This window comes from Geminocystis sp. CENA526, from assembly GCF_050753365.1.
Taxonomy (GTDB): domain Bacteria; phylum Cyanobacteriota; class Cyanobacteriia; order Cyanobacteriales; family Cyanobacteriaceae; genus Geminocystis.
On record NZ_JBLZFY010000030.1, the window covers coordinates 21,997 to 42,272 of the forward strand.

General features: G+C 32.8%; 20 protein-coding genes. 8 read left to right on the forward strand and 12 right to left on the reverse strand.

The genetic code is table 11. The features are described 5' to 3' along the window. Window positions 1-201: 201 nt before the first annotated feature. Entirely contained in the window at window positions 202-1,170 is a 969-nt protein-coding gene (locus tag ACN4EE_RS10335; protein ID WP_431706363.1) for a bifunctional riboflavin kinase/FAD synthetase, read from the forward strand. Window positions 1,171-1,244: 74 nt separating this feature from the next. Here the strand turns inward: ACN4EE_RS10335 and glyQ are convergent, their stop codons facing one another. Further along, on the reverse strand, window positions 1,245-2,141 hold the full coding sequence (gene glyQ, locus ACN4EE_RS10340) for a glycine--tRNA ligase subunit alpha (protein ID WP_431706364.1): 897 nt from the start codon (window positions 2,139-2,141) through the stop codon (window positions 1,245-1,247). 208 nt (window positions 2,142-2,349) lie between these two features. Here glyQ and ACN4EE_RS10345 point away from each other — a divergent pair, with 208 nt between their 5' ends. After that, the gene (locus ACN4EE_RS10345; protein ID WP_431706365.1) at window positions 2,350-3,486 is read left to right on the forward strand and encodes a response regulator; all 1,137 of its coding nucleotides are present in this window, start codon (window positions 2,350-2,352) and stop codon (window positions 3,484-3,486) included. A 17-nt stretch (window positions 3,487-3,503) separates the two neighbouring features. Here ACN4EE_RS10345 and ACN4EE_RS10350 read toward each other — a convergent pair whose 3' ends face one another. The 4 genes from ACN4EE_RS10350 to ACN4EE_RS10365 all read right to left on the reverse strand — a co-directional run bounded on the left by ACN4EE_RS10350 (window position 3,504) and on the right by ACN4EE_RS10365 (window position 8,456). Next, window positions 3,504-5,243 (reverse strand): M61 family metallopeptidase, encoded by a 1,740-nt coding sequence (locus tag ACN4EE_RS10350; protein WP_431706366.1) that lies wholly within the window; start codon window positions 5,241-5,243, stop codon window positions 3,504-3,506. Between the two features lie 447 nt (window positions 5,244-5,690). Continuing rightward, entirely contained in the window at window positions 5,691-6,329 is a 639-nt protein-coding gene (gene tmk, locus ACN4EE_RS10355) for a dTMP kinase (protein ID WP_431706367.1), read from the reverse strand. Between the two features lie 7 nt (window positions 6,330-6,336). Continuing rightward, a complete protein-coding gene (locus ACN4EE_RS10360) occupies window positions 6,337-7,791 on the reverse strand; it encodes an FAD-dependent oxidoreductase (protein WP_431706368.1) in 1,455 nt (484 codons plus the stop codon). A gap of 2 nt (window positions 7,792-7,793) precedes the next feature. Beyond that, window positions 7,794-8,456 carry a response regulator transcription factor gene (locus ACN4EE_RS10365; protein WP_431706369.1) on the reverse strand — a complete coding sequence of 221 codons (663 nt, stop codon included), beginning with the start codon at window positions 8,454-8,456 and terminating at the stop codon, window positions 7,794-7,796. Between the two features lie 210 nt (window positions 8,457-8,666). Between ACN4EE_RS10365 and pheS the strand changes: the two genes are divergently transcribed. From pheS to ACN4EE_RS10390, 5 genes are all read left to right on the forward strand, one after another. After that, window positions 8,667-9,662, forward strand: a complete 996-nt coding sequence (gene pheS / locus ACN4EE_RS10370) for a phenylalanine--tRNA ligase subunit alpha (protein WP_431706370.1) — start codon at window positions 8,667-8,669, stop codon at window positions 9,660-9,662. 182 nt (window positions 9,663-9,844) lie between these two features. Further along, a complete protein-coding gene (locus ACN4EE_RS10375) occupies window positions 9,845-10,714 on the forward strand; it encodes a bile acid:sodium symporter family protein (RefSeq protein WP_431706371.1) in 870 nt (289 codons plus the stop codon). A 96-nt stretch (window positions 10,715-10,810) separates the two neighbouring features. Further along, a complete protein-coding gene (locus tag ACN4EE_RS10380; protein ID WP_431706372.1) occupies window positions 10,811-11,245 on the forward strand; it encodes an element excision factor XisH family protein in 435 nt (144 codons plus the stop codon). Continuing rightward, window positions 11,215-11,571, forward strand: a complete 357-nt coding sequence (locus ACN4EE_RS10385; protein ID WP_431706374.1) for a XisI protein — start codon at window positions 11,215-11,217, stop codon at window positions 11,569-11,571. The genes ACN4EE_RS10380 and ACN4EE_RS10385 overlap by 31 nt, the downstream gene beginning before the upstream one ends. 59 nt (window positions 11,572-11,630) lie before the next feature. After that, window positions 11,631-12,113 (forward strand): crossover junction endodeoxyribonuclease RuvC, encoded by a 483-nt coding sequence (locus tag ACN4EE_RS10390; protein ID WP_431706375.1) that lies wholly within the window; start codon window positions 11,631-11,633, stop codon window positions 12,111-12,113. A gap of 274 nt (window positions 12,114-12,387) precedes the next feature. Here ACN4EE_RS10390 and ACN4EE_RS10395 read toward each other — a convergent pair whose 3' ends face one another. The 3 genes from ACN4EE_RS10395 to ACN4EE_RS10405 all read right to left on the reverse strand — a co-directional run bounded on the left by ACN4EE_RS10395 (window position 12,388) and on the right by ACN4EE_RS10405 (window position 13,832). Beyond that, complete coding sequence (locus ACN4EE_RS10395; protein WP_431706376.1) at window positions 12,388-12,729, reverse strand: type II toxin-antitoxin system RelE/ParE family toxin; 342 nt, start codon at window positions 12,727-12,729, stop codon at window positions 12,388-12,390. Continuing rightward, on the reverse strand, window positions 12,722-12,964 hold the full coding sequence (locus ACN4EE_RS10400; RefSeq protein ID WP_431706377.1) for a type II toxin-antitoxin system RelN family antitoxin: 243 nt from the start codon (window positions 12,962-12,964) through the stop codon (window positions 12,722-12,724). Before ACN4EE_RS10400 ends, ACN4EE_RS10395 begins: the two co-directional genes overlap by 8 nt. A gap of 319 nt (window positions 12,965-13,283) precedes the next feature. Continuing rightward, window positions 13,284-13,832, reverse strand: a complete 549-nt coding sequence (locus ACN4EE_RS10405; protein WP_431706378.1) for a hypothetical protein — start codon at window positions 13,830-13,832, stop codon at window positions 13,284-13,286. Window positions 13,833-14,153: 321 nt separating this feature from the next. On the opposite strand from ACN4EE_RS10405, the gene ACN4EE_RS10410 reads away from it, so the two are divergent. Beyond that, window positions 14,154-15,752, forward strand: coding sequence for a peptide chain release factor 3 (locus ACN4EE_RS10410; RefSeq protein ID WP_431706379.1), 1,599 nt, complete (start codon window positions 14,154-14,156; stop codon window positions 15,750-15,752). Window positions 15,753-15,828: 76 nt separating this feature from the next. Here ACN4EE_RS10410 and ACN4EE_RS10415 read toward each other — a convergent pair whose 3' ends face one another. The 4 genes from ACN4EE_RS10415 to ACN4EE_RS10430 all read right to left on the reverse strand — a co-directional run bounded on the left by ACN4EE_RS10415 (window position 15,829) and on the right by ACN4EE_RS10430 (window position 20,083). After that, a complete protein-coding gene (locus tag ACN4EE_RS10415; RefSeq protein WP_431706380.1) occupies window positions 15,829-16,839 on the reverse strand; it encodes a phosphoribulokinase in 1,011 nt (336 codons plus the stop codon). Between the two features lie 580 nt (window positions 16,840-17,419). After that, window positions 17,420-17,809 (reverse strand): hypothetical protein, encoded by a 390-nt coding sequence (locus tag ACN4EE_RS10420; RefSeq protein WP_431706381.1) that lies wholly within the window; start codon window positions 17,807-17,809, stop codon window positions 17,420-17,422. A 22-nt stretch (window positions 17,810-17,831) separates the two neighbouring features. Then, a complete protein-coding gene (gene smpB, locus ACN4EE_RS10425) occupies window positions 17,832-18,296 on the reverse strand; it encodes an SsrA-binding protein SmpB (protein ID WP_431706382.1) in 465 nt (154 codons plus the stop codon). A gap of 212 nt (window positions 18,297-18,508) precedes the next feature. After that, window positions 18,509-20,083 carry a site-2 protease family protein gene (locus ACN4EE_RS10430; RefSeq protein ID WP_431706383.1) on the reverse strand — a complete coding sequence of 525 codons (1,575 nt, stop codon included), beginning with the start codon at window positions 20,081-20,083 and terminating at the stop codon, window positions 18,509-18,511. Window positions 20,084-20,276: the final 193 nt, after the last annotated feature.

The window sequence follows — 20,276 nt, forward strand, 5'->3', positions numbered from 1 at the left end:
TCTATTTGGCTCTTCTACAGTAGTATGGTTTTGATTTTTGAAATCATAGTTTGTGATTGTATAATACTTAGGGGTGCTGAAAAAGTATTTTGATGAGGGTAGGTATCAGGCATCAGTAGAATAAATAACTGGACTTTGGATAAATCTGGTAGAATATGAAGTTATTTTAAGAAATATTACGGAATCATAAAATATCCGCTAATGATGTTGAAAATTATTACTACTTCCCTTAACAATGTTCGACAAGATACCATCAATTCCCCTTGTGCCATCGCTCTTGGTAATTTTGATGGGATTCATCGAGGACATCAACAAGTAATACAACCCATTTTTGACTATCCCCATTTAACTCCTTCTTTAGTTACTTTTATTCCCCATCCCCAAGAATTTTTTACAGGTACAAGAAAACAATTACTTACCCCTATTCCTGAAAAATGTAAAATACTAGAAAAATTAGGTATTCAACAACTAATTCTATTGCCTTTCGATCGAGAATTAGCCCATTTAAGTCCCGATAAATTTATTCAAGATATTTTAATTAAAGAAATAAAAGCCGAATTTATTAGTGTTGGGGAAGATTTTAGATTCGGTTATCAAAGACAAGGTAACGCTGAATATTTGCAAAATTTAGCCACTAAATATGATGTAAAAGTTAACATTACTGAAGAACAAAATTTAACCATAAATAATCAATCTATAAGAATTAGTAGCTCTTATATTCGAGAAAGTTTGTTAATGGGTAAAGCAGAGTTAGCCTCAGAAATGTTAGGTAGGGAATATCAAATTGTAGGAAGAGTTATTGAAGGAAAAAAATTAGGTAGAACTATCGGTTTTCCTACTGCAAATATAGGTGTTTCTTTGGAAAAATTTTTACCTAAAATGGGCGTTTATGCGGTAAAAGTTCAAGTAAAAGATAACTATTTTTTTGGCGTAATGAACTTAGGTAAACGTCCTACTGTTGACGGCAAAAATATCTCGATCGAGGTGCATTTATTCGATTTTAATGATGATTTATATAACCAAAATTTAACGGTAAAATTAATTAAATTTCTAAGAAATGAAGAAAAATTTAGTTCGATCGATGAATTAAAAAAACAAATAAAACTTGATTGTGAAAAAGCAAGGATAGGAGTAAAGCAAATACTTTTATCCCTAGATTATTTTATCTAGTTTCTAGCGAATTAATCGCATTATTACCTATTCCCTATTCCCCCTTTTTTTATCTCGAATAATCAGATCAAGTGTTAAGCCAAAATTTTTGCAGAATTATCTTTCATTAAAGGAAAATTTAATGACTCTCTTTGACTGAGATATTGTAAAGCAACTTGACGGGCTAAATTGCGTATTCTACCAATATATCTAGTGCGTTCAGCTACGGCAATAACGCCTCTAGCATCTAGCAAATTAAAGCAATGAGAGCATTTTAAAACATAGTCTAAACTAGGTAAAACAAGATTTTTTTCGATTAGTTGTTTCGCTTCTTCTTCGTACAAATTAAACAGTTTTAAAAGTAAGTCGGGATTGGATGCTTCAAAGTTATAGGTACATTGTTCAATTTCTCCTTGTAAGAAAATTTCTCCATATTTTATGTCATTATTCCACTGAATATCATAAATGCTATCCACATCCTGTAAATACATTGCCAATCTTTCTAAACCGTAGGTAATTTCGATCGAAACAGGATGACAGTCAATTCCTCCGCATTGTTGAAAATAGGTAAATTGAGTGATTTCCATGCCGTCTAACCACACTTCCCAACCGACACCCCAAGCGCCTAAAGTGGGAGATTCCCAGTTGTCTTCCACAAAGCGAATATCATGATCTTCAGGATGTATTCCCAATGCCTTGAGAGAGTCTAAATATATCTCTTGAATGTTGTCGGGAGAAGGCTTGATTAAGACTTGATATTGATAATAATGTTGGACTCGATTGGGGTTTTCTCCATAACGTCCATCGGTGGGTCGTCTGCAAGGTTCTATGTATGCCACAGACCAAGGTTCGGGTCCAATAGCTCGTAAAAAGGTATTATGACTCATAGTACCTGCACCCTTTTCGGTATCATAGGGTTGAGCAATAAGACAGTTTCTGTCACTCCAAAATTGATTGAGGGTAGTTACGATCGATTGAAAATTAATACTCATGAACTATAGTTAAGAAATTTTAAAATATATATAGAATATAAGGCAATTATCTTTAGAATAAGAATAAAACCTTAAGAGTATGACTTAGAAATCAGACAAACTCTTAATTTTATACTAAGATCAAAAAAATGATTATCAGCTTACTTCTAATTTATCATTGATGGATACGCCAAATAAAGAAAACTATAGTATTCCAATCAAGGGGTTTGTGGCATCGAAACAAACCTACCTATTTAACACCCTCAAAAAACATCAATTTAGTGGAAAAGTTCGGTTAGTGTATCCGGGTAAAACTCAATGGCATTTTTACTTGTCTATGGGGCGCTTAATTTACGGTACGGGGGGAGAGCATTCTGTCAGACGTTGGCGCCGTAATTTAGCCGCTTATCTTCCTAATATCGCTACAGATGCCAGTTATTTGGAGACAGAAATTCGATCGATTTCCAGTGATAACATTAAATTTTGTTGGGAATACGAGTTAGTGCGCCGTTGGTTAGTCAATGGAAAGGCGGATAGAGAAGGAGTAATGAAGATGATTAATGGTATTCTCACAGAAATTTTTTTCGATCTCAATCAAACTACAGAAATTACTTTTCATCTTGATAATAAAGTTCAAATACCCCTATCAGAGCAAATTTTTCTGGTGGATGCTAATCAATTTATTGTACCTGCTTGGCAACAATGGCAAAGTTGGGTTAGTCTCAGGTTAGGAGATCGATCGCCGAATAAAGCCCCCGTAATTCGCTCTGGTGAACAGTTACAAGCAAATATTACCCCCAAAACCTATCAGGCATTTACCAAATTATTTAACGGTAGAAACACCCTCAGAGATTTATCTCTACAGTTGAAACGAGATTTAAACCAGTTTAGTAGTTCATTATTACCCTACATTCAACAAGGCTATATCGACTTAGTTTCCGTTGCCGATTTACCTGCTCCCATTTCGCCTCCTACCATTATTCAACCAGAAGATAAAAGCCCTTTAATTGCCTGTATTGATGATAGCCCTCTTATTTGTGAAACTATGGCAAATATTGTCAAAAAAGCAGGATACCAGTTTATATGTATTACTGAACCCATGAAGGCGATCGCAAAAGTATTAGCGACTAAACCCGATTTAATCTTTTTAGATTTAGTCATGCCTCACACCAACGGTTATGAAATTTGTGCTAGTTTAAGGAAACTATCTTTATTTCGTCAAACTCCCATTATTATTGTAACCTCTAATGATGGTATGGTAGAACGAGTCAGAACAAAAATGATGGGTGCTTCGGATTTCATTGCTAAACCCCTCGATCGAGATGAAGTACTTAATATTGTCAGTAAATATTTATCCGCTAAATAACAATTAACTATTAATAATTAACTAAGCCATTTATTCAACATTTCCTGCTGTTTTTTCGAGGGATTATCAATGATTTTGACTTGATAACTGGATGGTTTGGGGGCTTCTAATTTGATGTGTGCTGTTTTTAATTCTTCTTGGTGAAAATAGGTTAATTTGATGACATCTAAGGGCTGATAATCTTGTAATCTATCGTTTAAATTATCGCTGGTGACTCGAAAATTATCGATGGCTAATAATTCGTCATCGGCATCGATTCCAGCTTTTCCTGCTGGAGAATTGGCATCAACAAAGGTAATTTTTTCTACACCGTTATCTTTTTGGGTTTTTAAGCCTAAATAGGGTGGGGTATTTTTGTCTATTTTTTCCTCTAATATTAAGCCAAAAGGTTCAAAATATTCGTTGAAAGGTAGCTCGATCGTACTATCTAAATATAATTTAAAAAATTCTGTTAAATCTGTATTAGCAATTAACTCTATTTCTTGTTTTAAATCTTCTGGGGTAAAGCCGATTTCTTCTTTTCCAAATTTATTCCACATAGTTAACATGACATCATCAAAAGATTTTTCACTATCGGTATTTTTTCTAATTAATAAGTCTAGTAATAATGTCACTAATTGCCCTTTTAAATAATAAGAAATTTGACAATTATTACTATAAGAATCTCGGCGATATAGTTTAATCCAAGCATCAAAACTAGATTCTGCTAAAGGTTGAATTTGTCGTCCCGGAGTGTTTAAATATTGAGTAATATCTTTACTTAATAAATCGAAAAATACTCGACGATTATAAATTTTTGCTCTCAGGGGTATAATCATGTCATAGTAACTGGTTGAGCCTTCCGAAAACCATAGAGAAGTAGTGTAATTTTCTTGCTCATAATCGAAGGTTTCTAAGGCTTTAGGACGGATTCTTTTCACATTCCAAAGATGAAAAAATTCATGGGCTACTAATTGAATAAATCGATCGTACTTTTCTGGTTTTTGAAAGCCAAAACGGGGATAATTCAACACACAACAGTTTTTATGTTCTAATCCACCGAAGCCACTAGCGGATAAATGTAGCAAAAAGAAATAGTCTTTATATGGTAAATCTCCAAATATTTTTGCTTCAGTTTTAATAATTTTTTCGGTATCTTTTACCAGTTTAGTAATATCAATATTTCCCTCTCCCCAAATTACCCATTGATGAGGCTTATTTTCTACTTTAAAATGAACTATTTTTTGTGTTCCAATTTCAAACGGGCTATCTACTAAAGTATCAAAATTTTCTGCTAAAAATGTATTTTTTCTATCAGCAATTCTTGGTAATGATGTGCTAATTTGCCAATGAGATTCAGGCGGTTCGATCGAAATCTCGATCGGTAATTGTTGATAATCAGGGATATAAAAAAATAAAGCCGCCCCATTAAAATAACCATGAGTTGCATCTAAATGATTAGTTCTTACGGTTAAATCGTTAGCATAAATTTGATATTTTATAATAATATTTGTTTGATTTTTTGTGTCTATTTTCCAAGTATTTTTAGCAGTTTTTTGCCAATTTAACTGAATAGAATTATCGTCACTATTTACTGCAAAATTTTGTAGATGTCGAGAATATTCCCTTACTAAATATGAACCGGGTGTCCATACAGGCATTTTTAAAGTTAATATATTTTCTTGCCAATTTTCAATATTTAATGTAACGGTAAATAAATGAGATTGAGGGGAAGACATCGAAACAAAATAATGGATATTTGGACTAAATTTGTTCATAGTTTATTGGCACAAATTAACTTAATTGAGGATGAAAATTATAACTATTATACATTATTTTTGATAATATATAGCATTTCTAAGTACTAAAGCAAAATAGATTGTATATTTTAAAATTAATGGAAATAACCCATAATCTTTGTTGCCTATGCCCGATGCCTTTTGCCTTTCACACATTTTCAAAGATTGAATTTTTCTTAGTCGCTTTAGCAGACTTTTGCTATTAGCTTTGTTAATTTATTGCAAAGCGAGTTATGGCATGAAACCTTTATCCCACAATGAAATAAATTTCATTACTAATAGCTTAACTCTACTAAAGTGAGTTAAATTTTTCCGAAAAAATCATATTTTTATATATTAATTGATTAATAGTTAAAAACTTCTGTATCTGGTATTATTTATTAGTTTCAGAAATTGAGATTTTTGAGAATGAAAAAACCCTGCTTATTAAGAGGAGGTAGAGAAAAGAAAATTGACTATTTCTTGATGAATTTCCTCTCTAGTTTTAGTGGCATCTACCCTTAAATATTTATGGGGATAATTGCTTAAAATTTTGTCAAAATTTGCCTTAACTTGGGTTAATTTTTCTTTAGTTTCATAAATTTCTAAAGTAGTTCGATCGAGTATTCTAGTTAAAGCAACTTCTACGGGAATATCAAGATAAATCAAAAAATCTGGAGGAGGAAAGTCTTTATTTAAGACACTGACAAACTCAAATTCTTTTTGCGTTTTTGCATTATAAGCAAGGGAAGAAAAATAATATCTAGTGGTGATAACGTGGGTATTTTCTGAAGTGAGTTTTTTAACCCCATCAATATTATTATACAGGTGATGATGTCGATCGGCAGCGAATAAATAAGCCATTTGTTGATCATACAAATCTTGAGTTAAAAAAGGATTTTCATTAGCTAAAAATTCTCGTAATAATTTACCTATTTTACCCGAAGAAGGCTCTGGACTGATTACTACTTTTTGTTCATTATTTAAGAAAAAATCTTGCAATAACTCAGCTTGGGTAGTGCTACCTGCCCCATCTATTCCCTCTAAAACAATAAAATAACCTTGTTTTTCTACAATATTATTCATAATTAAATTAAGCACGTTTCCAAATAAAAAAAGTTTCTGCTAAATCTAGTATAATCTGATATTGTCTCCTCTGCTCTTTTTTCCAATAATTATTAATTTTGGTAATTAATTTTTGAGTATTAAGATTAGCAAAACTCATTTTAAATAAATAGTAAAAAGGCAAATTACGCTTTTTGATAAAAGTCATTGCTGTTATTAATTCTTCCACTCCAAAACCAAAGGAATGAAAACCTAATAGATAATTAGATTCATCTAAAATAATTTTCAAGAAAGTAACTTCTTGTTGCCAATTTATGGGAGATGTTAATAAACAATATATTTTCAAAACTTTGATATTTTGGGATAACAAAAATTTAGCTTGTTTTTCAGTATATCCTAATCTATTAATGGGAGGATTTGTATTTAAAGTATAGGGAATATCACTATAATTAATCTCTTGATAGGGAAAAAATAAGGCGTTATTAACGGCAATTTTCACCTCGTAGGGTATTAAAGATTCTAAAGCATAACCTCCTAATAAGTCTCCACAGGCATAAATTTGAGGGTGTTTGGTTTGCAGTTTTGAGTTGACTTCTATTTTGCCTCCATTATTTTTGATACCTAGTTTCGTTAATTCTAAGTTATCCTCTTTCGATAGATTTTTTGTTAAAGTTGTGACTCGCAATGTTTTCAATTTGTCATCAGGAGTTGTGACTCGCTGTGTTTTCAATTTGTCATCGGAAGTTGTGACTCGCTGTGTTTTCAAATCGTCATCGGAAGTTGTGACTCGCTGTGTTTTCAAGTCGTCATCGGAAGTTGCTCGATCGAACTCTAAACCAGTATCATTATGATTAAGATAAATTTTGATGCCTTTGCCTTCTAAAAATAATTGTAGTTGATAGGATATATCTTCATCTTCTGACGGTAAAATCTGAGAAGAAGCAGAAATAATAGAGATTTTTTTATTTTCTTGAGATAATTTATTGACTAAATAAATAGTATTAATATCATCTCCCAATATAGTTAATTCTTCGGGTAAATTATGCCATGTTTTCTCATCCAATAAATTATTCAAAGTTAATTCTCCTCTTACTAAGGGGGGATAAAGGGGAGATAAAGGAGAAAAAAGTTGATTAGCTGTCATTACTAATAAATAAGCAGAACTTTTTAACTGCCTTTTTTCGGTAAATAAGATGAGTTGTTTTTGTTGAATAAATTTACATTGACTAAAAATTATATCAACTCCTAATACTTCTAAATCTGGTAAAATTTTGTATTCAATTATTCTTTTTTTTTCTTGTAAAAATTCTTGATAACTAATGCCATTATTTAATAATAAAAAATCTTGTTCATGTTCGATCGAAGCTAATTTATCATCAATAACTAAGGCAACTCTAGCTCCTAATTTCACCGCATATTCTGCACAAAAAAAGCCTTGTTTTGTACCACCAATTACCACTAAGTCATAATCATTTTTCATCATGGTTAAACTATGTTATTCTTAAAAGCAAAACTAGCTAATTCTGTACGATTATGGGAGTTAGTTTTTCTTAATAAATTGCCTACATATTTTTCGATCGTTTTCGGACTTAAATATAATTCTTCGGCTATTTTTCCATTAGATAAACCTTGACTTAATAATTTTAAAACTTCATTTTCTCTATTCGTTAAGTGTAAATTATCAGAACTTAATTTCCGACTATTATAATTAACATTTATCTCAAGAGAAGGATATTGATGTTCAATTTCTGTATGTAATAATTCAGATTGAATAATTTGCGATCGTTCCAACAAATGTTTAACAATAGCAGTCAATTCACTAGGTTGAAAAGGTTTAGGTAAATAAGCATCACAACCAGCTTGATAACCGCTAATTTTATCTTCAATGGAGTATTTATTAGTCAAAAAAACCACTGGTAACAAACGAAAATGGGGATTTTGGCGCAATTCCTTGACTAAATTATAGCCGTCTTTATGGGGCATTTTGATGTCAGAAATGAGTAAATGAGGATGATATTGATAGGCTAAATATAAGGCTTCGTCTCCATCTCCTGCTAAAATAACCGAATAACCTTGTAATTCTAAACAGTCTTGTATTAATCTTCTAATAACAAGATCATCATCGGTGACAAGAATTTGCAAAGGCATAATGTCAACTAATTTGAGGGAATATATTTTAATCTTATCCTAAAAATTGCCATCATCTGAAAAAATACCTAAGTAATAAAAGTTTTAGATGTTAATTAATAACCCACCGTGTGATTCATTACACGGCTAATAATATCACGTTCAATCAATTGAACTCTCAATTTTTCTGGATAATATTCACTATTCACTATTCACTATTCACTATTATTTATGATTACCAATATAGAATCTCAATTACATATTTTAAAAGAAACAGCACAAAAGTCGATCGAATCGGCACAAACCTTGCAAAAGTTAGAAGAATTAAGGGTAGCGTATTTAGGCAAAAAAGGGGAATTATCCCTTATTTTAAAGGAAATGGGTAAATTATCCGCCGAAGATAGACCTCGTATTGGCGCTATTGCTAACGACATCAAAAATCAAATTCAAGATACCCTCAGTAATCAACAGCAACAGTTACAACAGGCAGAATTTAATCGTCAAATTGCAGAGGAAACCCTCGATGTCACTATGCCGGGGGTTAGTTATCCTTTAGGAAAATCTCACCCTTTACAAAGTACGATCGATCGAGTAATAGATATTTTTGTAGGGTTAGGGTACAGTATAGCAGAAGGACCTCAAATCGAGAGCGACTATTATAATTTTACCGCTTTAAATACCCCCGAAGATCATCCTGCTAGAGATATGCAAGATACCTTCTACTTTGAAGATGGTAATTTATTGCGTACTCATACATCTTCAGTACAAATTAGGTACATGGAAAAAAATGAGCCTCCCCTAAGAATTATCGCCCCGGGGAGGGTATATAGACGAGATACCGTTGATGCTACTCACTCCGCCGTTTTCCATCAAATCGAAATCCTTGCTATTGATAAAGGCTTAACTTTCACCGACTTAAAAGGCACAATCAAAGAGTTTTTAAGACAGATGTTTGGTGACGACTTACCGACAGTTTTTCGTGCTAGTTACTTCCCTTTTACCGAACCATCAGCAGAAGTTGATGTACAATGGCAAGGAAAATGGTTAGAAGTTTTAGGCTGTGGCATGGTTGATCCCAATGTCCTTAAAGCGGTAGGATATGATCCAGAAGTATATAGTGGTTTTGCTGCGGGGTTAGGAGTGGAGCGTTTTGCCATGATTTTGCACAAAATTGACGATATTCGCCGATTATACAACAGCGATCTCCGTTTCTTACAACAATTCTAAAGAATTAAGAATGCAGAATGCAGAATGAAGAATTAAAAAATAAAATCACAAGTTTTAGCGGAGATTGCTTCGTTTCCTCGCAATGACAGATTAGAGAGTTATTCATTAATCATTACTTCTTACTCCTTACTCCTTACTCCTTACTCCTTACTCCTTACTCCTTACTCCTTACTTAAAATTCTATGCAGGGAAATTTATTAACTGAGGTTTTCTTACCTTTAGCCTTGACGATAATTATGTTAGGCATGGGATTATCCCTTACCATTAAAGATTTTAAGGCAATTTCGATCGAACCTAAAGCAGTATTAACGGGGTTGTTTTGTCAATTAATTCTCTTGCCTTTGGTGGCATTTGGGTTGATGTATTTTTGGGATTTAAAGCCAGAATTTGCCGTGGGGGTGATTTTACTATCCGCTTGTCCGGGAGGTCCCACTTCTAACTTATACTCTTATTTGGGTAGGTGTGATGTTGCCTTATCCGTAAGTTTGACGGCGATTTCTAGTTTTATTACTATCTTTAGTATTCCCTTTCTCGTTAACTATGGCATGGAAGTATTTATGGGAGAAGGGCAATATATTGCTTTACCCGTAGTCAAAACGATTATTCAGATACTAATTATTACAATCGTACCTATAATAATAGGAATGAGTTTGAGAAATTGGAAACCAAATTTTGCCCGTCAAGCACAAAAACCTTTTCAAATCGCATCAGGAATCTTTATTGCCATTATCGTTTTAGGTGCTATCTTAAAAGATAGAGAAAATGTCATTCCCTTTTTTCAAGAGACTGGTTTACCGACTCTTACCCTCAATGTTTTAGCGATTATTCTTAGTTTACTCATCGCTAGATTAGTCGGTTTAAACTTTCGGCAATCCTCCGCTATTTCGATCGAATCTGGCATCCAAAATGGTACTCTAGGGATTACGATCGCATCTTCTAGTACATTATTAAATAATCCTACCATTGCCATCGCCCCTGCTATTTATTCTATCATTATGTTTATTACAGGAAGCATCATTTGTTATCTGTATAGAATGAAAAATGACGTTTGACTTTAAATTTAGTCTCAAGTACAGTAATAAGAAAGTTTACTATAAGAAATTAATGACAATTTCACCTATTCACTTATTTAATTTCTACTTCTAAATATGCCTGTCAGAGATATTTACCATAATCAAGTAAAAAATGCTCTCATTAAAGATGGTTGGACAATTACCAATGATCCTTTAAGATTAAAATGGGGGAGTAAAGATATGTATGTTGATTTAGGGGCAGAAAAATTATTAATTGCAGAAAAAAATCAACAAAAAATAGCTGTAGAAATCAAAACTTTTACTTCCGTATCGGAAATTAATGCCTTAGAAAATGCTTTAGGACAATATTTATTATACCGTTCAGTTATTAGAAAAACAGAATCAGAACGTAAATTATATTTAGCGATTCCTAGTATAGTTTATATCGATATATTTCAAGAATCTTTAGGACAACTTATTAAAGAAGATTACCAACTTAATTTATTAATTTTTGATATTAATTCGGAGGAAATTGTGCAATGGATACCAGAAATAACTATAGCCAAATAATTCAAGATATTATTATTTCTTATACTAAAATACCATATACAGACCCTAATATCAAATTTGAAACTGTTTTTGATACCCAACAACATCGCTATTTATTAATGATAGTTGGTAGAGAAAAAATTAATCACCCTTTCCCTACGACTAAAAGAGTACATGGTTGTTTAATTCATGTGGATATTATTGACGATAAAATCTGGATTCAAAGAGATGGCACAGAAAAAGGTATCGCTACCGATTTTTTAGAAGCTGGTATCAAAAAAGATAAAATTATCCTAGCATTCTATGATCCTCAAATTCGAGAACAAACTGGTTTTGCCGTTGCTTAACTTTATTGTTTATAAATCTTGAGTTAGAGGAGAAGAACTTAAATGGAAAATAGCATAACATGATTTGGTTAGGAATAGACCCCGGATTAGCCATAGTTGGGTGGGCGATATTAGAAGGGGATGAAACTAAAATGCCCGAAATTATCGACTATGGAATTATTGAAACCGATAAAAAACAACCCACAGGAGAAAGATTAAGGGAATTAGAAACAGATTTCGTCACTATCATTCAAGAATTTCAACCAGAAGCTATTGCCATTGAAATGCCTTTTTTTAATCGAGAAATCAAAGCGGCTGGTGGTGTTTTACAAGCATTAGGAGTCATTAACCTTGTGTGTTATCGAGAGGCTAAATTAACACCATTTTTTTTACATCAGTCTAGCTGGAAAGCCCATTTAGGTAATGCCAAAGCCAAAAAAAAAGAAGTTGGCGAAATGTTACAACAACTTTTCGATTTACCTAATCTTCCCATTGATGATAGTGTTGATGCCATTGCGATCGCTTATAGTGCTTGTTGTGGGCTAAGAAACTATATACAATGATAATTTCCAGAGCTTATATTGTTGTAACATTTTTTACAGTTGCAAGACACAAAAATAAAATGAAAGTTTACCTGATTGCAAGGATTTTATCGTAACTCATAAGTAAGAGGAGAAATTGTCATCTAAACTAAGACGCATTTTAAGTTACAGTTTTTATTAACAAGAGGTTTAAACCCCTTGCCATGAGTAAAAATCTTAACTATTCTTTCCAGCATACATAGTAGATTTTACTATTTAGATAAATGCTATATATTCAAATTAAAATTAACTAAAATTAACTAAAATTAGTAATAATTTTTCTAATTTCTTTAGCTGAAATACTTGCTTGATCTGACTTAGAATAAATAGTAATTAAAATAATTTTAGTGGATGTTTTTAAATAATAAATTAAACGATAACCTGAACTTTTTCCTTTTTTTATATCACTATTTTTAACTCTTACTTTAAAAACGGTATAGTTAATATTTGGTATCTTATCGCCAATTAATTCCCCTGATTTAAGTTTTTCTAAAATTGGCTGAATATCATTACGAATCGATCGATATTTTTTGGCAAGAATCACTAAATTATGTTTAAACTCATCACTAAATTCAATGCTAAGATTAGGGTTACTCATTTTCAATTCCTATCCATAATTCATCAAGGGGATGAGTTTTTCCTGTCATAGCTTCTTGCCATCCTTGAGTAAAACTTTCCACTGCTGATTTGAGATGAGTTTCCGATGATAAATCCGTTGTATCATCTAAAAGAATTATTAATTTAATAGGACTTTCTGAAACAACATTTAATGGTTCTGGTAAAATTATTTGACCATTGTGATCAATTATGCCGATGGTTTCTATTGCTTTCATAAATTTGATCTTAATAATTTAGACTTAATTTTTACTCAATAACCCTCGTCTGTCAAATTCCGCAAACACTTGCAATTTATACATTCTGAAACTTTTATATACTAATAGATCGAGCAAATATTATTTTAAATTAGTATATTTTAATCCTTAGTTAAGTTCTTGTGCAAAATTGATTGTATAAAGACAAGGGGTTTAAACCCTTGTTATCATAGCTTTGAGATAAATAAAATTCATAATTAATTTTGCTTACCTACTTATCAAGCAGTTTGAAAATATTTAATCACAGTTAAAATCGGAAACTGACAAAAGAGGAACAATTCTATTTGGACAATAATTGTACCTTAGATTTAGATGTTGTTAGCAGATCGATCGGACTCATTTCTAAATTATAGGTAATCCAAGCAAAACTACCGATAAAAATAGCAAAAGTCGCCACTAAACTTCCTGTTAAAAAAGTCACTTTTTGCTCTAAAGATTTTATTTCTAACTTATTTTTTTGTAAAGTTGGTAATAATTCTTTTTCCATAATTTCAGCTTCTATAACAGGGATTTTTTCTTGAGAAAATTCTACTAAAGTATAAAGCCAATCGGTAATTAATTTAGGGCATTGAGGTTGTAAATATAATTTTACCCCTAAAGATTGAGCCATAGGACGAGGAAAACGGGTTAAATATTTTAAGGTTGCATTTATGCCCCATAAAGGACAATATTTATTGATAATATTAATGGTAGCAATGTCGTATAAACAACCAACAATTCCTTTTGCTGTCGCTTCTTCTCGTCTAAATAATTGATCTAAAAGCAGTAAAATTTCTCTTAATTTAATTTGTTCTAATTCTTTTTCTTGTTGATTTTTTGGTTTACTCATTTTCTTCAAATCTTTTGATAAACGACAATTAATAGTAAATGCAAAATATCTTAATTTTAGTAGATAAATATTTTCTTGTCTTAAACAATTAATGACATTAATAACGTTTTAATGATATAATTTCAAAGGTTATTTTATTTGTTATACCACTAAAAATAGTTAATTAAGAATTACTGACTTATTCAACCAACTATAAAAATCATCGATTTTAAAATAATACGTTGGCTCAAAACAGTTAATTTGTTTTGTTAGTATTTCTTTTAATTCCTAATTCCTAATTCCTAATTCCTAATTCCTAATTCCTAATTCCTAATTATTATAATGTCTTTAACTATAGAACAAGAATTATTAAAAGCAGTCAGTAAACGGCGTAATTTTGCCATTATTTCTCACCCTGACGCTGGTAAAACGACTCTCACAGAAAAACTTTTATTATACGGAGGTGCAATCCATCAAGCTGGTGCGGTTAAAGCAAGAGGTGAACAACGCAAGGTGACATCTGACTGGATGGAGTTGGAAAAACAACGGGGTATTTCCATTACTTCTACTGTCTTGCAATTTGACTATTTAGACTATTATATCAATTTATTGGACACCCCCGGACACCAAGATTTTAGTGAAGACACCTATCGCACTCTAGCGGCGGCGGATAATGCTGTGATGTTGATTGATGCGGCTAAGGGTTTAGAGCCTCAAACCCGTAAACTTTTTGAAGTATGCAAACTTCGATCGTTACCTATCTTTACTTTTGTAAACAAAATGGATCGACCGGGTAGATCAGCTTTTGAATTATTGGACGAGATTGAGAAGGAGTTAGGTTTACAGACTTATCCTGTTAACTATCCTATCGGTAGCGGTGACTTTTTTAAGGGGGTTTTCGATCGAAGAGAACAAGCATACCATTTATTTGAAAGAATCGCCCACGGTAGTTTAGAAGTGCCTGAAATTATTATTCCTAAAGGTGACGATCGAATTTTAGATTATATTGATAAACAACTGTATGAAGAAACTCTCGAAGAATTGGAGATGTTAGAAGAAGTCGCCCCCGCTTTCGATTTAGAGGCAATTCATCAGGGAAGAATGACACCCGTGTTTTTCGGTAGTGCCATGACTAACTTTGGGGTTAACTTATTTCTGCAATCCTTTTTAGATTATGCTTTACCCCCTACTCCACGCAAATCCACTTTAGGAGAATTAGAGCCTACCCACCCTGATTTTACTGGTTTTGTGTTCAAATTACAGGCAAATATGGACCCCAAACATAGGGATAGGGTTGCCTTTGTGCGAGTTTGTACGGGGAAATTTGAAAAGGATATGACGGTGAATCATGCTCGATCGGGGAAACCAGTACGTTTGTCCCACCCTCAAAAATTATTTGCCCAAGGGAGGGAATCCATTGAAGAAGCCTATCCGGGGGATGTCATCGGTTTAAACAATCCGGGGGTATTTGCCATCGGAGATACTATTTATCTAGGTAAAAAGCTCGAATACGAGGGAATACCGTCATTTTCTCCCGAATTATTCTGTTATCTCAAGAATCCTAACCCTTCTAAGTTTAAACAATTCCAGAAGGGAGTGCAACAACTTCAGGAAGAAGGAGCGGTACAAATCATGTATTCTGTGGATGAGTTTATTCGAGAACCAATTTTAGCGGCTGTTGGTCAATTACAATTTGAAGTTGTCCAATATCGGATGTTGAGTGAATATAACGTAGAGACGACTTTAGAGCCAATTCCCTTTAATGTTGCCCGTTGGGTGGTGGATGGTTGGGAAGCCTTAGAGAAAGTCGGACGTTTGTTTAACGTGATGACAGTTAAAGATGCTCGTAATCGCCCTGTTTTGCTTTTCCGCAATGAATGGAACGTCAATCAGTTACAAGGGGATCATCCTGAGTTAAAATTGAGTTCGATCGCCTTTTAACTCAATAAAGGAAGAAGTCCCACATCTACTAAGAAGAATATAGTTAAAAAGATGTGGGATGAATTTTAACATTAAGTTAAACTTTGGCAACTTCTTTTTCTTCGGTGTTAGCAGTAGTGCCAGTTAATTGCTCGTAGGTTTCACGCATTTTTAAACCAACTAAAACTTGGAATAAACCAGTACCATTGTTAGAACCGGGGTAGTCTTTATGTTTGAGTAAAAGTTCAGTCATTTCACCATAATATTTAGTGCTAGTACGGCTTAGATGACTCTCAACATAAATAATTTCTTCGAGGTTATCGAATTGACCATCGATTTCAAGCATAGAAACTTCGTTGCCCATATAGTTATCAGGTCCATAGTACATTTTAAGACCGGGATAAGCACAAGTAAGTTTACGTCCGCAGGGGCGCCAATCAATGGTAGAACCTTCATCAAAGAGGTAAGTAGGTTCAAAATGGGGGATTCCTTCTTTTTCAATGAGACGAACTCGTAAAATTTTACCTTCTTTTTCGTCTTTGATTAATTGAGTGGGTAAAACTTGAAGTACGATGTCAGCGTATTGTTTTTGAGGCTCAATATAAGCGGTAAAGTCGGGTTTTCTTGCCATGATCGAAGCCACTACGTCATCGTAGCTGTGACCTCTTTCAGCCATGTCACGTTGAATCTTCCAGTTGATTTTAACTTCTTCGCTAATATCGAGATAGACGCTGAAATCCACTAATTCTCTCACTCTGGCATCATAAAGAGGGTGTAAACCTTCGATAACGATTACTTTATTGGGTTCTATTCTTTCGGGGGGATCAATTTCCCCTGTTTCGTGATTATAAATAGGTTTATCAATAGCTTGACCATTTTTTAAGGCTTTAATTTGTTCCGCCATTAAATCGAAATTGTTAGCACGGGGATCAAGTGCAGTTACACCAGCTTCTTTTCTACCTTTTCGATCGAGACTATGATAGTCATCAAGACAGATCACAGTCATAAATTCTTTTCCGAATAAATCTTCTAAGCGACGTAAAAAAGTTGATTTACCGCAACCAGAGTCCCCGGCAACTCCAATAATTACTACTCTATCTTGAGTCATATTTTCCTCTATAGTTGAAACTAAATTTTACTTATATCAGTAATTTTTCTATTGTTTGTTATCTTATCAGATAGGTTCTAACCCAATATTTGTTAAAAATTTATCTAAAAATCTAACGAATATCGTGTAATTCGGCACTATCTCGCCTACCTTTCCAAATGGAAAGGGTTTTGAGTACAAAAAAATCTATACATAGATTGTTTTGATAATTTTTACTTCTATTTTCACCACTGTCAACAATATTAGGAAAAAGGGTGTTTTGAGTAAAGTAAAAATAATATTGTTACTAACAACAAAAAAATATTAACATAAAAAGGTGTCCTAAGTTTTTAATTATCTTAGTTCTCAAAAATCAGAGCCACTTCCACTACTACATTTCGACTACTGCCATGACGCTAGGTGTAAGTCAGGGTAAAATTTATTGAAAGAGAAACTGTTAGACGTGTTTTTGATTTATTAGACTTCTCCATTAATTAAGATTTTAAGGGCTGAAGCCCTTACTACGAACCAATTAAAAATAATTTTTGGAGATGTTTATTGTATTTGTAGTTCTCAACTCTCCATTCGAGCTTCTCCATTCTTAATTCTTAATTCCATTAATAATTATTGTTGATTTAAACTCATTATTTAGCCAACAACCTACTTCAATTTTGACATAAATATCATTGCCAATTTTTTCAGTATTTTCACTTATTCTATACCAATAACTTTCCTGTTTTATCTGATTATTTTCATCCCCTACAGAAGCAAAACAAGAATATTCAAAATCTAGCATTCCTCCTAAATCCATGTTAGAAAGTCCGACTTGAATTTTATCAAAAGGAAAGTAAATCCAAGGATGCCAACTACTCCAACCTTGTTCATTTTCCAAAGGTGGAGATAATTTTACTTCTGTTTTATCCATAGCAAAAACAGGTATCTCTAAACCGATATTAAAACTTAATAATCCTGTCAAAAATAAATTTATCATCTCAATAAACAATGATTTTATGCTAGAATCTCTTTAAAGCTCTAGCCATTTCTCTTTGATCATCTCTACGTTTAACGGTTTCTCGTTTATCATGGAGTTTTTTGCCTCTACCGACTCCTAAACTCACTTTAATCCATTCTCCTTTAAAATACATCTTTAAGGGAATTAAAGTTAAGCCTTTTTGTTCTAATAAACCAATGAGTTTATTAATTTCTTTCTTGTGTAATAATAACTTACGATTGCGACGAGGCTCATGATTAAAATATCTCCCCGTGGTTTCGTAGGGAGAAATATGTACATTGCTTAACCACGCTTCACCGTTGCGAATTAAGGCGTAACCATCTCTTAAATTAACACGCCCTAGTCTAATAGATTTAACTTCTGTGCCGACTAATTCTATTCCTGCTTCGTAGGTTTCTAAGATTTCGTATAAATATCTCGCTTGACGATTATCACTAATAATTTTGATGGTTGGTTTGTCTGTCATGGAATGATGATTTTTTGATGATGATGATTGTTAAGAATTGGGAATGGAGAATTAACACCTAGGGAGTGATGAAAAAGTATCAGTGATGATAAGAGACTAGAAGACTAAAAGACTAGAGAAATAATACGATTTTTGCGTCTTTCCTTTTTTACTTCTTACTCATTATTCATTATTCACTATTCATTACTTAAAAAAGTGACTATTTATTTGGATTATAAACCAATGCCGATGCCTAATCGACTGGCTAAACTAGGTGTTATGGGAATGAGAGTTGTTAAGGATAAGAAAATTAATATTAATCCCCATGCCGCTCTGGTATCATTAGGCTCGGTTAGTTCGTTTAAGCTAGGACGTTCTAAGTCTCTTTGTAAAAATAAAATTACGATCGCCCAGTAAAAGGGTAATGAGTTGATAGGGTTAAGAATGCTAACGATACCTAAAATAATTAATGTGCCAATGGTAGCACGGCGACAGGTTTTTCTACCATAGATAGCTTGAATAATTCTACCGCCATCGAGTTGCCCTGCGGGTAATAAATTAAGGGCGGTGATAACTAATCCTAACCATCCTAAAATCGTCAAGGGATTGACGGCGACACTTTCTCCTTGTAAGGCGTTGTTGAAAAATAATTTTGCCAAAATACCTACTAAAATTGAGCCTTGAAAAAAGTTAGTGGGAATGGCAAATGTACTGCCAGTATGGGAAAGAGTAAATCCTAGTAATAATATCACTAACGATACCACAAAACCCACCGCAGGACCTGCAAAGGAAATATCAAAAAGGATCGATCGATTGGGTATGATAGACTCAAAACGGGTGATAGCGCCAAAACTGCCGATTTGGATAGTGGGCAAAAAGAAGGGTAAGCTAACTTTAACGTTATTTTTCGCACCGACAATCTGATGTCCGATTTCATGGCTTAATAAGATTATCCATAAACCAATACATAGAGGTAAAACTTCGGTATAACGATTCCAGTTACCCACTAAATCAAAGCCTAACAACAGTGCGATCGCTTCCATGCTAGTAAAAATTGTCGCTAAAAACAAGACTAAAGCCAAATTTTTTTGAGCAAGAGTCAAAGGTTTAGGATCGTTTGTACTAGGTAAGATGATAACAACGGGTTTGCCTTCGGGAGTTTCTACTAAAAATAAACGATATTTTTCCCCTAGTTTTGTGGTTAATTTTTTCGTTAAATTTTCATGGATAATCTCGGCTTCTCCTCTTAAATTACCTTTTAAAATAACGCCTTCTTGATAGGGAATTGTGTCAGTAATAAAAAAAGTATCGATGCCAAAAATAGTTTTGATTTGTTTTAAATCTTCTTCGTCAATAGGCTTAAATTCTGCTTGTATTTGTTGCTCAATTTTAAAAGTAGAGTTATTTTCTTTTAACTTAACGGATTCTTGATTAGAAGGTTTTTTTTCTGTCGTCATTTGCTCCATTAAATCAGTGTTTTCGAGAGATGAAATTATTTGTTTTCTAAATTTTTCTAATTGTTCAGATTCTATTTTTTGTTCTGCTTTTTTCCTAATTAAATTGCCTAAATAAATATAGATTCCTGCGGATATAACTAAGAGTAAAATTATCCCGATGATATTGAGATAAATTCCAGTGGTTAACAGGACAAAAAATACTAACCAAGGAGACATTAAGCTAAGGGATTGTAACCAAGCTAAAATCCCTATTTCTCCATAAGGTTTAGCCCTATTATAACCCCAAAAAATAAGACCTATAGCTACTAAAATAATGGCTATGGTTGTAAAGTTTAAAGGTAAATTTAACATGATTAATTATTAATAATAGTTAGGATAATTTTAAGTATTTAATAAATTATAAGGTTTAGTTAAAATATAATAGATTGAGATTGCTTCGTGCCTCGCAATGACAAGAGGGAGAATGCAGAATGCAGAATAAAAAATTAATTAATACCTAAATTTTTTCTTAATTCTTAATTCTTAATTCTTAATTCTTAATTCT